Source organism: Roseobacter sp. MED193, assembly GCF_000152965.1.
Lineage (GTDB): Bacteria > Pseudomonadota > Alphaproteobacteria > Rhodobacterales > Rhodobacteraceae > Pseudophaeobacter.
Map to the genome: position 1 here is coordinate 662,835 of NZ_CH902583.1, position 11,838 is coordinate 674,672.

The 11,838-nt window shown below is 57.8% G+C and carries 14 protein-coding genes; 10 read left to right on the forward strand and 4 right to left on the reverse strand.

Going from position 1 to position 11,838, the window contains the following annotated elements:
* Positions 1-27: 27 nt before the first annotated feature.
* Positions 28-1,611, reverse strand: coding sequence for a bifunctional UDP-sugar hydrolase/5'-nucleotidase (locus MED193_RS05655; protein WP_009808700.1), 1,584 nt, complete (start codon positions 1,609-1,611; stop codon positions 28-30).
* Positions 1,612-1,829: 218 nt separating this feature from the next.
* On the opposite strand from MED193_RS05655, the gene MED193_RS05660 reads away from it, so the two are divergent.
* The 4 genes from MED193_RS05660 to arsC are packed head-to-tail and all read left to right on the forward strand — an operon-like array spanning position 1,830 to position 3,989.
* A complete protein-coding gene (locus tag MED193_RS05660) occupies positions 1,830-2,168 on the forward strand; it encodes a DUF952 domain-containing protein (protein ID WP_039965945.1) in 339 nt (112 codons plus the stop codon).
* On the forward strand, positions 2,165-2,596 hold the full coding sequence (locus tag MED193_RS05665) for a DUF1330 domain-containing protein (protein WP_009808702.1): 432 nt from the start codon (positions 2,165-2,167) through the stop codon (positions 2,594-2,596). Before MED193_RS05660 ends, MED193_RS05665 begins: the two co-directional genes overlap by 4 nt.
* Entirely contained in the window at positions 2,593-3,651 is a 1,059-nt protein-coding gene (locus tag MED193_RS05670) for a quinone-dependent dihydroorotate dehydrogenase (protein ID WP_009808703.1), read from the forward strand. The genes MED193_RS05665 and MED193_RS05670 overlap by 4 nt, the downstream gene beginning before the upstream one ends.
* Complete coding sequence (gene arsC, locus MED193_RS05675) at positions 3,648-3,989, forward strand: arsenate reductase (glutaredoxin) (protein WP_009808704.1); 342 nt, start codon at positions 3,648-3,650, stop codon at positions 3,987-3,989. Before MED193_RS05670 ends, arsC begins: the two co-directional genes overlap by 4 nt.
* Positions 3,990-3,997: 8 nt before the next feature.
* Here the strand turns inward: arsC and MED193_RS05680 are convergent, their stop codons facing one another.
* From MED193_RS05680 to MED193_RS05690, 3 genes are all read right to left on the reverse strand, one after another.
* On the reverse strand, positions 3,998-5,317 hold the full coding sequence (locus MED193_RS05680) for an MATE family efflux transporter (protein WP_009808705.1): 1,320 nt from the start codon (positions 5,315-5,317) through the stop codon (positions 3,998-4,000).
* Positions 5,318-5,385: 68 nt separating this feature from the next.
* Positions 5,386-5,901, reverse strand: coding sequence for a PaaI family thioesterase (locus tag MED193_RS05685; protein ID WP_009808706.1), 516 nt, complete (start codon positions 5,899-5,901; stop codon positions 5,386-5,388).
* Positions 5,898-6,320, reverse strand: a complete 423-nt coding sequence (locus MED193_RS05690) for a PaaI family thioesterase (RefSeq protein WP_009808707.1) — start codon at positions 6,318-6,320, stop codon at positions 5,898-5,900. Before MED193_RS05690 ends, MED193_RS05685 begins: the two co-directional genes overlap by 4 nt.
* 141 nt (positions 6,321-6,461) lie before the next feature.
* On the opposite strand from MED193_RS05690, the gene MED193_RS05695 reads away from it, so the two are divergent.
* The 6 genes from MED193_RS05695 (at position 6,462) to MED193_RS05720 (ending at position 11,834) form a co-directional block, all read left to right on the forward strand.
* Positions 6,462-6,830, forward strand: coding sequence for a MerR family DNA-binding transcriptional regulator (locus MED193_RS05695; protein ID WP_039965949.1), 369 nt, complete (start codon positions 6,462-6,464; stop codon positions 6,828-6,830).
* Positions 6,831-7,149: 319 nt separating this feature from the next.
* Complete coding sequence (locus MED193_RS05700; protein WP_009808709.1) at positions 7,150-7,563, forward strand: MerR family DNA-binding transcriptional regulator; 414 nt, start codon at positions 7,150-7,152, stop codon at positions 7,561-7,563.
* A 75-nt stretch (positions 7,564-7,638) separates the two neighbouring features.
* The gene (locus tag MED193_RS05705) at positions 7,639-9,420 is read left to right on the forward strand and encodes an acyl-CoA dehydrogenase C-terminal domain-containing protein (protein ID WP_009808710.1); all 1,782 of its coding nucleotides are present in this window, start codon (positions 7,639-7,641) and stop codon (positions 9,418-9,420) included.
* Between the two features lie 93 nt (positions 9,421-9,513).
* The gene (locus MED193_RS05710; protein ID WP_009808711.1) at positions 9,514-9,726 is read left to right on the forward strand and encodes a hypothetical protein; all 213 of its coding nucleotides are present in this window, start codon (positions 9,514-9,516) and stop codon (positions 9,724-9,726) included.
* 43 nt (positions 9,727-9,769) lie between these two features.
* Positions 9,770-10,921 (forward strand): acyl-CoA dehydrogenase family protein, encoded by a 1,152-nt coding sequence (locus MED193_RS05715; RefSeq protein ID WP_009808712.1) that lies wholly within the window; start codon positions 9,770-9,772, stop codon positions 10,919-10,921.
* 280 nt (positions 10,922-11,201) lie between these two features.
* On the forward strand, positions 11,202-11,834 hold the full coding sequence (locus tag MED193_RS05720; RefSeq protein ID WP_009808713.1) for a glutathione S-transferase family protein: 633 nt from the start codon (positions 11,202-11,204) through the stop codon (positions 11,832-11,834).
* Positions 11,835-11,838 lie beyond the last annotated feature (4 nt).

Genomic DNA, 11,838 nt, shown 5'->3' on the forward strand with positions numbered 1-11,838 from the left:
CGTGCGCGAAACAAATGGCTTCAGCGCTTACTTGCGGATGATCCGGCCATCCACATAGGGGCTGTAGGGCTGGTTCTTGGCGAGGAACTCGGCGGTGACATCCGCCAGATCTGGGCCAAAGTCATAGGCGTTCTTATCGTCTCCGGCAAAGATCTTGTAACCATCACCACCATTGCGCACATAGTTGTTGGTCACAACGCCATAGGTCTTGGTAGGGTCAATCATCACCCAACTATCGCCATCCATCACTTGCACGTTGCTCACCCGCCCTTCATTCGGCGCCACGGAGATGTCAAAAGTGAACTTGAGCCCAGCAACCTGTGGGAAACGGCCCTTACCGTCTTCAACCTGGCTCACCCCGTTTTCCAGCGCCGCAATCACTTCTTGGCCTGAGGCCTCAAAGGTAGAGAGTGTGTTCTGGAAGGGAAGAACCGTCAGCACTTCGCCCATGGTGACCTCGCCGGCATCAATCGACGCCCGCAATCCGCCACCGTTCTGGATGGCGATGGAGATCCCCTGGTCCTTGACCCGGTCCAGCATGGCATCTGCCACCAGGTTCCCCATTGGGCATTCCTGCGCGCGACAAACGTCCCGCGCGCCGACGACGGCTTCCGAGGTCGCGGCAACAACCCTTAGCTTCATCTCTTCAATAGGCGCACCCATCTCAGCAACGCGCGCTGCTACGGCAGCATCTGGGGTGATCGAGGCATCCAGAAGAATTGGGTCGCCATTGGCTGCTGTGACATTCCCGTCATCATCAAATGTGACCGCCAGCTCGCCCAGGTATTTGCTGTAGGCATAGGCCTGTACCACTGGCACAGAGCCAACCATCATTGGATAGGATCCAGCCGCGTCTTCATCGGTGTTGGACAACAGTGTGTGCGAATGCCCCCCTACAACCAGATCAAGTCCAGGAACCGAAGCCGCGATCTCCAGATCCTTTGGCAGCCCCACATGGGTCAGCGCGATAATCTTGGTCACGCCTTCGGCCTGCAGAGCAGCAACATCAGCTTTCAGGCTCTCGATTTCATCTTGAAATACCACATTTGGACCGGGCGATGAGGTCTCAACCGTATCGGTGGCCAGGACCGAGATAATACCGATCTTTTCGCCGCCGACCTCAAGCACAACATGATTGCCCACATGGGTTTTCAACTCAGCAGAGGAACTCAGGTCAAGATTGCCGGAGATCACGGGGAAGGACACCGTGTCGATGAAATCGCGCAAGCCCTGCGGCCCGTCATCAAATTCGTGATTGCCGACCGCCATCACATCGTAACCGATGGCTTCCATGAACTCAGCCTCAGCTGCGCCTTTATAGGTGGTGTAAAACAGCGAGCCCTGGAAAGGGTCGCCCGCATCCAACAGCAACACATTCTGCCCGGCCAGAGCTGCCCGGCGGGCATCGACGGCGGCCTTAATACGGGCCACCCCGCCAAAGCATTTGCCCTCAGCCTCGCCTTCAGCATCGCAGGTCGAGTCATATTTGTTGATCGATTCAATGCGGCTGTGAATGTCATTAGTATGCAGGATTGTCAGCTTGTAATCCGCCGCTGCCATACCGGCTGTCAGCCCTAATGCTGCCACCGAGGTCAGGAAACGCGTAAACATTATGGTCACTCCCTTTTATCTTATCTTTGTCCGCGATGGTGCGGTCAAAGCCGGTGGCAGTCAAAGGGGAAAAACAACTCTTCCGGGTTCCCTTGCGGTATTTCTGGGCAGATTTACATTTTTTCGGCACCCAAGCCCCCCGCATTACCCCAACTGGGTTGAGCAGCACAGGCTGCTTCGGACTTGATTCCAGTGCAGCAACGGGGCATCAGAGCCCTATGCTGATCTATAAAATCTTCCGCGCCGATGAATGGTCGGCCCTCCAGTCCCAAGGGGAAACCCTTGGCGCGCCCATCGACCTGAGCGATGGTTTCATTCACTTCTCAACGGCCACCCAGGCCGCCGAGACCGCGGCCAAGCATTTTGCCAATGTTGACGGGCTCTTTTTGCTGGCGGTCAAGGCTGAGAGCCTGGGAGAGGCGTTGAAATGGGAGGTCTCCCGCGGGGGGGCGGATTTCCCCCATCTTTACCGTAAGCTGCTGCTCTCAGAGGTGCTTTGGTCAAAGCCGCTGCCCCTGGTCAACGGAGTGCACCAGTTCCCAAAGGACATGGCATGACCCCCTATGTGGATCCCGACGGCCTTCAGTTTTCACAGTTCAAAGCCTTGCCTAGGGACCACCCAATCGAGATGCTCAACCTAGTGCGTTTCAAGGCACGCGCTAGCTACCCCGCCACGCATGCCTTGGCCCAGGAAGGGCTGACCGGCGCACAGGCCTATGAGACCTACGGGCGCGAGAGCGGTCCGATCTTTGCAGGCCTTGGTGGCGAAATAATCTGGCGCGGTGGGTTTGAAACAACCTTGATTGGCCCAGCCGATGAGGTCTGGGACGAGGTCTTTGTGGCCCGCTACCCGGATGCCCATGCCTTTTTGGCCATGGTCACCAATGCTGATTACCAAAAGGCCGTGGTGCACCGGCAGGCCGCCGTTGCCACCTCGCGGCTGATCCGCACCCACCCCAGCGATACCGGAGCAACATTCGGATGAAACTGACCGAAAAACTGGCGCTGAAAGCGCTGCACAGGGTAGATCCCGAGGTGGCCCATGGGCTGTCGATCAAGGCCCTGACATCAGGCATGACCCCGACCCCTGGCCCCGTGACCTCCGCGCGGCTGGAATGTGAGATCGCAGGTATTGCCCTGCCCAATCCCGTTGGCCTCGCCGCCGGCTTTGACAAGAACGCCGAGGCGCTGAGGCCGCTGTCGCAAGCAGGGTTTGGCTTCATCGAGGTCGGCGCCGCCACGCCGCGCGCACAGCCTGGCAACCCAAAACCGCGCTTGTTCCGGTTGAGCGAGGACCGCGCCGCGATCAACCGCTTTGGCTTTAACAATGAGGGAATGGAGGCAATTGGCGCGCGACTGTCCAAACGCCCCAAAGATGCGGTCATCGGGCTAAACCTTGGCGCCAATAAGGACAGCGATGACCGGGCCGCAGATTTCGCCCGTGTGTTGGCCCATTGCGGCGCACATCTGGATTTTGCCACCGTCAATGTCTCCTCGCCCAACACCGAAAAACTGCGTGACCTGCAGGGCAAGGCAGCACTTTCAGCGCTGCTTAGTGGCGTCATTGCAACCCGTGATGGCCTGCAAAAACGCGTGCCGGTTTTCCTGAAGATCGCTCCAGATCTGGATCGGGCGGGAATTGAAGATATTGCCGCCGTAGCGCTGGAAACTGGCATTGATGCGGTGATTGCCACCAATACCACCCTATCGCGCGAAGGGCTGCAAAGCGCCCATCGCGACGAGGCGGGTGGCCTGTCTGGTGCGCCACTATTTGAAAAATCAACCCGGGTTCTGGCCCAGCTTTCCGAACTGTTGGATGGTCGGGTGCCACTGGTGGGGGTTGGCGGTATTTCAGATGCGCAACAGGCCTATGCCAAGATCTGCGCTGGGGCCTCGGCGGTGCAGCTTTATACTGCTATGGTCTATCAAGGATTGTCCCTAGGCAGCGAAATCGCTCAAGGGCTCGATCAACTGCTGGCCAAGGACGGCCATGAGAGTGTCGCAGCTGCGGTTGGCTCCAAACGTGGGGACTGGCTATGATCACCTATTGGCATAATCCACGCTGCTCCAAGTCCCGCGCCGGGCTGGCGCTGTTTGAGGAAAAGGGCGTTACGCCAGAACTGCGCCTCTATCTGCAGGACAGCCCAAGCCTAGAGGAGCTGCAAGCCGCCCAAGCTGCGCTTGGGCTGCCGGTGATCGAAATGATGCGCAGCGGCGAAAAGATCTTTAAGGAGCTGGGTCTACACAAGGAAAGCCCAGAGGCGGATCTGCTGACGGCTATGGTGGATCACCCCATCTTGATCGAACGCCCTCTCGCCATCAAAGGAAATAAGGCCGTGATCGGCCGCCCAACCGAGGCGCTTTCGGCGCTGCTTTGACCCCGCGGCTAGCGCGCTACCCTGGCTTCCAAGCCGGGGTAGCGCAGCCCCAGCGTCAACCCGCGGGCCACATTCAGCACCACCAGTGCGACCCAAAGCCCATGATTGCCCAGGAGCGGCACCAAAGCCACAAGTGTCAGGACATAGATCGCCACTGATTGTATCATGGCGATACGCATGTCGCGGGTCCAGGTGGCACCGATATAGATGCCATCATACATATAGCTGGCCAGTGAAATGATTGGCAGCGCGGCGGCCCAGATCAGATAGTCGCGGGCCTCCTGCCTGACCTCGGGTGATGTGGCCATCAGATCAATCAGGTAGGGTCCGCCCAGGGCAAATCCGGCCGCCAATAGCACCGCACAGCCCAGGCCCCATTGCGCGGATATCCAGGCGGCGCGGCGCAGGTTGGACCGGTTCTTCGCTCCGATTGCCGCCCCCACCAGCGCCTCCGCCGAGAAGGCAAACCCGTCCAGCGCAAAGGCGGTGATCTCGACAAATTGCAACAACACCTGATTGGCCGCCAGGGTCACATCGCCGAACTTGGCGCCAATAAAGAGAAAGGTGGTGAAGGAGCCCGTCAGCAGCACCGAGCGCACCATGATATCGCCATTGACCTGCGCCATGCGGCGGATCCGCTTTGGATCAAAAACCCGAGGCCAGTCGCACCATTGTCTGCCAGCAAAGGCCGCACGGCACAGCCAAAGCCCCAACAGCACACCACTCCACTCGGCGATGAGGGTCGCTATGGCGACACCTTCGACGCCCCAGCCCAGGCCCAGCACAAACCACAGATCCAGAATGATATTCAGCCCATTCATCCAGATCTGTAACACAAAGACGCCGCGGGTATTCTCCACCGCAATCAGCCAGCCCGTAACGGCATAAAGCGCAATGGTCGCAGGCGCGCCCCAGATGCGGATCTGCAGATAGCTGCGTGCCAGGCTTTCGACCTCGGCACTGGTGGGGGCCAATTGAAAAGCGCCCCAAAACAACAGCCCCTGCAACAGGATAAAGCTCACTCCTGCGGCGGCGGCCAGCAGCACAGCGCGCATCAAGAGGGCACCGCTTTCGGCCACATCCCCAGCGCCCCGCGCCTGGGCCACCAGCCCGGTGGTGCCCATGCGCAGAAACCCAAAAATGAAGTAGAGCGTCGCCAGGATCACCGCGCCGATGCCTACAGCACCAATGGGCGCAGCGGTGCCCATTTGACCCACAACGCCCGTATCTACCGCGCCCAGAATGGGCACCGTCGCATTGGACAGCACGATCGGGACAGCGATCTTAAGCACCCGCGCATGGGTGATCTCTGCCTGCATCTCGGACATGGGCGGGTCTCTTTCTATCTCGCCTCAGGCCCTCTGGCGTGTCCAAAAAGCCTAAGAATTCACCTCGCTCAGCTCTTGTCTCCGTCCTGTGGCATCAGGAAATGGCCTGAGGCTTGGGCAAAGAGCTTATCCTTGTGATCCTGCCAGGCCTCGACATGAACCGAAGCATAGCGCCGCCCAGCGCGGCTGATGGTGGCGCGGGCATAGGCATCGCGCGGCAAGCCTGAGCGCAGGTAGTCGACGGTGAAATCAATGGTCTTGGGCTGGCGTGGCAGTATTCCCTTGGCCATCTCATCGGGATCCAGGGCGCCGCTTTCAATGCGTTCCCACAGATGCGACCAGTTCAGCGTTATCACCGCAGTGATTTCCAGAAAGGCCGCTGTCACCCCCCCGTGAATCGCTGGAAGGAAGGGGTTGCCGATATGTTTCTCGCTGAAATTCAATTGCGCGGTCAGCTCATCACCGCGCCGGTCAAAGCTGACATTGAGAAACTGAATGTAGGGCACGGAGTCCAACAGCGCCTTCAGAGCGGCATCGCGACGCTGCTTGACCACCTGGATATGTTCGGGACGGGGGCGGCTCAAAATCCATTCTCCACTGTGAAGGCACCAGAGGCAGTGGCCACGGGCCGGTCGGCATCATCATCCATGGCTACCGCCCTGACAAAGGCCACATTACGGGTAATATGATGGCAGGTGGCGCGGGTGGTTATGGTCTGCCCCGGAGTTGCAGCACGCATATAATCAATCCTAAGGTCAATTGTTGCGGTTCCACCTGGTGCGTCTGGATGACACATCACAGCCGCACCACAGCAGGTATCCATCAGGGCCGATACCGCACCACCAGCGATCACTCCGCTCTGCGGATCCCCAATAAGCTTCGTATCGTAAGGCATTGAAATAAGTGCCGTTCCATCGCCAATCTCTTCGAGCACCATACCCAGCTCCTGAGCATGGGGAATGGCCTGTATGAACTGGCGGGCGAGTTTGGTCTTATCTGCCATATGGCTGTTTCCTGTTTTGGCTTGGCCCTATTTGTGGCCCTGCCCGAAATAAAGAGCAAGCCCACAACACGCTGGTTGATTGCACTGGGTGGTTGCACTGGTCAATCCAAGTGCATAGGTTGCGCGCAAGGGAGATGATGGATGACCGAAGCAAGATTGTCATTCAAGGAAATGTGTGCAGCGTTCGACGTTACGCCGCGAACCTTGCGTTACTATGAATATATTGAACTGCTGAAACCAGACCGCGAAGGGCGGTCCCGGTTTTACGGTGCCCGTGAGCGAGCCCGCATGAAACTGATTCTGCGCGGGCGCCGATTCGGCTTTCAGCTGGAAGAAATCCGGCAATGGCTGTTGATATATGAAAACGAAGGCAACCAGGCTCAGATGCAGGCCTTTATCGAGATGGCCGATCGCCAGATGGGGGAGCTGCAAAAGCAGCGCGAACAACTGGATGAAGCACTGGATGAGCTGGGCAGCCTACGCGCAACCACACATAGCCTTTTGAAGTAGACACAAAGAGCACTTGAGAAAATCCAATATGGCCCAATCTGCATCCGCAGGCTGGGCCATATTTCTATGTCAGGCCGTAACCTGCGCTCTACATCATCCCAGAAGAAGGCAAAATTCCCCCATCAGCGGCACAGGATCGACGCCTGGGGGATCCGTATCTGATCGCCAAATCCCGGTGACAGTTACGTCACTTAAAAAAGTGACGCCGCGTTCAGCTTACGTAAACGTCAAGAGAATGTTGTAAACTCTCCAAGACCATCCCAGCTAGGGGTCACACCCAGATCAGATGCTGCCTCATGGCCGACAAAGAGTGACGACGATGACAGAGACAACCGAAGAAGAGACCAAATCAATCCGCGAGATGTGTGACGCCTTTGGGGTCACCCCGCGCACCCTGCGTTTTTACGAAGCCAAGGAACTGCTGTTTCCTCAGCGCGATGGCCAAAAGCGGCTGTTCACCAAACGAGATGGCGCTCGGCTCAAGCTCATTCTGCGCGGCAAGCGCTTTGGCTTTAGCCTAGAAGAGATACGCCAGCTGTTGGATCTCTATCATATTGGCGATCAGCAAATCACCCAACTGTCGCGCACCTATGAAATCGCCTGTGACCGGCTGGATGACATGGTGCGTCAACGCGACGAGCTAAACGAGGCAATCGAAGAGCTTCAGGATCAGCTGAAATGGGGCGAAAAAGTCATCGCCTCCATGAAAACCGAACAGAAGGCCGCAGAATAGCGACCGACCCTCCCCCCTACGCTGCGAGCCCTATAGGGCAGCAGCCATCAAGAACACCTACCAACGAGGACCGCGATGCCAGTCTATACAGCCCCCACCAAAGACACCCAGTTCATCCTGCATGACGTCTTGAAAGTCTCTGAGGCCGCCACCCCCGGCTATGAGGACCTGGAGCGCGACTTTACCGCCGCCATTCTGGAAGAGGCGGGCAAGATCAGCTCCGAAGTGCTGCATCCCTTGAACACTGTTGGCGATCAGGAAGGCTGCAAGCTGGAAAACGGCCTGGTCTCGACCCCCACCGGGTTCAAGGCGGCGTTTGAGCAAGTCAAAGAAGGCGGCTGGACCGGGCTGGACATGCCCGAGCAATACGGTGGTCAGAACATGCCCTATGTGCTGGGCACTGCCGTGGGTGAGATGTTCTCTTCGGCCAACCAGGCCTTTGTGATGTACCAGGGTCTGACCCATGGCGCTGCCGCGGCGATCCTGGCCCATGGCACCGACCAGCAGAAAGACACCTATCTGCCCAAAATGGTCTCTTGCGAGTGGACCGGCACCATGAACCTGACCGAACCGCATTGCGGTACCGATCTCGGGCTCATGCGCACCAAGGCGGAGCCTCAGGACGACGGCAGCTATAAGGTCTCTGGCCAGAAGATCTTTATCTCGGCAGGCGACCACGACATGGCCGACAACATCATCCACTTGGTCTTGGCCAAGATCCCTGGCGGCCCGGACGGCATCAAAGGCGTGTCGCTGTTCATCGTGCCCAAATTTGTGCTCAACGAAGATGGCACACCCGGCCCGCGCAATGGGGTCTCTGTCGGCAACATCGAAAAGAAGATGGGCATCCACGGCAATTCCACCTGCGTGATGAACTATGACGAGGCCACCGGCTATCTGCTGGGCGATGCCCATAAAGGCATGCGCGCCATGTTCACCATGATGAACGAAGCCCGTCTGGGTGTCGGCATGCAGGGCGTGTCCCAGGCCGAAGCCGCCTATCAAAACGCGGTTGAATACGCCAAGGACCGCCTGCAGGGCCGCGATGTGACCGGTGTGAAAAACCCCGATGGCCCCGCTGATCCGCTGATCGTGCACCCGGATATCCGTCGCAGCCTGATGGATCAGAAAAGCTTTGTCGAAGGGGGCCGTGCCTTCCTTCTGTGGGGCTCCACCATGATCGACCAAGCCCACCGCGACGGCAACAAAGACGCAGACGGTCTGGTCTCCCTGCTCACCCCGGTAATCAAGGGCTTCCTCTCGGATGAGGGCTACGACATGACCGTAAAGGCCCAACAGGTCTATGGTGGTCACGGCTATATCGAAGAGCATGGCATGAGCCAGTACACCCGTGACGCCCGTATCGCCCAGATCTATGAAGGTGCCAACGGTGTTCAGGCGCTGGATCTGGTCGGTCGCAAGCTGGCCGTGGATGGCGGCAAGCATCTGATGGGCTTCTTTGAGCTGGTGAAATCCTTCTGCAAGGACAACGCCGAGCTGAATGAGGATTACACCAAGAGCTTCATCGCCCCGCTGAAAGCGGCGTCAAAAGACCTGCAGGCGGCGTCGATGTATTTCATGCAAAATGGCATGAAAAACCCCAATAATGCCCTGTCCGGCTCCTATGACTTCATGCATATGTTTGGCCATGTCTGCCTGGGCCTGATGTGGGCGCAGATGGGCAAAGCTGCAATCGAAGCCCTTGACGCTGGGGCCGCTGACGCGGCGTTCTATGAGACAAAAATCGCCACTGGCCGGTACTATATGGCACGGAGGCTGCCCGCCACCAAACTGCACCTTGCCCGGATCGAGACCGGCGCGGATACAGTCATGGCTCTGGATGCGGCAAGCTTCTGATCTATGTAGACAACACCGGGCCTCCCCTGACTCATGGCAGGGGGTGCCCGATCCGGTCCGGGGCTTTGACCAACTGTAAGCAAGGAGCCTCCCATGCCAAAACGCTTTCGCCTCACCCGCCGTTTTCCCGTCGCCATGACAGAGGATGGCTTTCGCAGGTTGAAACGCTTTGCTGCTGAGGCCGGACTGGACGAAGGCGAAGCCCTGTCATTTCTGTTCGAGAACTTCGACAGCGTGACGGACCAAGACAATCTCGGCCACCGGCTGCGCCTGTTCAACAGCGCGCTGGAGGACCGCAAAAGATAAAGGCCCGGCGCACGACACGCCAAACGCGGCCAAAGGGAGCAACATGACGATCGAGACACGTTCCGCCTGGATGACTGACGAGCACCAGATGCTTGCTGATATGACAGCACAGTTCATCACCAATGAATGGATGCCCAAGTATGAGACCTGGCGCAAACAGGGCATGATGGACCGTGACACCTGGAACCAAGCCGGTGACTTGGGCCTGCTCTGCCCCTCCATCCCCGAAGAATACGGCGGTGTTGGCGGCGATTTTGGCCATGAAGCCGCCATCCTGATCGAAGGCAGCCGCGCCAATCTGGCCAGCTGGGGCCACGGCATTCATTCCGGCATCGTCGCCCACTACATTCTGGAATACGGCACTGAGGAGCAAAAAAAGCGCTGGCTGCCCAAAATGATCAGCGGCGAGCTGGTCGGAGCGCTGGCCATGACCGAACCCTCCACCGGCTCAGATGTGCAACGGATCAAGACCAAGGCAATCCGCGATGGCAATGCCTATCGCCTGTCGGGTCAAAAAACCTTTATCACCAACGGTCAGCACGCCAACCTGATCCTGGTTGCCGCCAAAACCGATCCCAGTCTTGGCTCCAAAGGCGTATCCCTTGTCGCCCTGGAAACCGATGGGGCAGAAGGTTTCGCACGCGGCCGTAACCTGGAAAAGGTTGGGATGCACGCGGCGGATACCTCTGAGCTGTTCTTTGATAATGTTGAGATCCCGCCGGAAAACATCCTAGGCCAGGAAGAGGGCAAGGGCTTTTATCAGATGATGCAGCAGTTGCCACAGGAACGTCTGATCATCGCCTGCGGGGCGGTTGGCGCCATGGAAGGCGCGGTTGCCCGCACCATTGCATACTGCAAAGAACGCGAAGCCTTTGGCGGTCCCCTGACCCAGTTTCAGAACACCCGGTTCAAACTGGTGGAATGCCTGACAAAAACCAAGGTCGCGCGGGCCTTTCTGGACGAATGCATGGTGGAACACCTGAAGGATGAATTGACCGTCGAAAAGGCGGCGATGGCCAAATACTGGATCACCGACACCCAGGGCGAAGTGCTCGACGAATGTCTGCAGATGCACGGAGGCTATGGCTTCATGCAGGAATATGCCGTCGCCGAGATGTGGACGGACGCCCGCGTGCAACGCATCTATGGTGGGACGAATGAGATCATGAAAGAATTGATTGGACGGTCCCTGTGACTCAGCGCCCCATATCACAAAAGGCACCGTTAGGATGCCTCCGGCGGGAATATTTGGAGAAAGATGATATCGAAAATGCGTCCCCACCCCCAAGCCTTCGCCAAATGGGCAGGGACGACATCACCTTTCGCGGTCATCGGCTTTCCAGCCTGTACCGCCTAGAAAATATAGCACATATTCAACCAAAAGATGTGACCCCTTCATCATCTTTCCATAAATATTCCACGGGGGTTTGGGGGTGTGAAACCCCCAATGCGCAGCAGCTGCAAGGGAGCAGAACGTGACCATAAAACTGCATTGTTTTGGCGAGTCGGGCCATTCCTACAAAGCGGCACTGGCGTTACAGCTATCAGGCCTGGACTGGGAGCCCGTCTTTGTGGATTTCTTTTCCGGTCAACACCGCGGTAAAGACTACCGGAATCTCAATGTCATGGCAGAGGCCCCGGTCCTGGTTGATGGCGATATTCGCCTGTCACAATCCGGGGTGATACAACAGTATATCACCGACAAGACCGGAAAATTTGGCGGCAAGTCTGAGGACAAATATGAAGTCCTGCGCTGGGTGCTGTGGGACAACCATAAGCTCTCCAGTCAGGTTGGCATGACTCGTTTCCTGATGAATTTCCTGCCAGAAGACAAACGCCCGCAAGAGGTGATCGACTTCATGCAGGGGCGCCTGAAAGCGGCCTTTGCCACCCTGGAGAACCAGCTTAAGGGCCGCGACTGGCTGGTGGGCGATGCCATGAGCAATGCCGATCTCACCTGCTGTGGCTACCTGTTTTATGACGAGCCCTTTGGCTTTGACCGTAAAGACTACCCCAATATCGACGCCTGGTTGACGCGCATCAGCGCAATGCCTGGCTGGAAACACCCCTATGATCTAATGCCCGGCAATCCGTCGGACCGCGCTTGAGGAG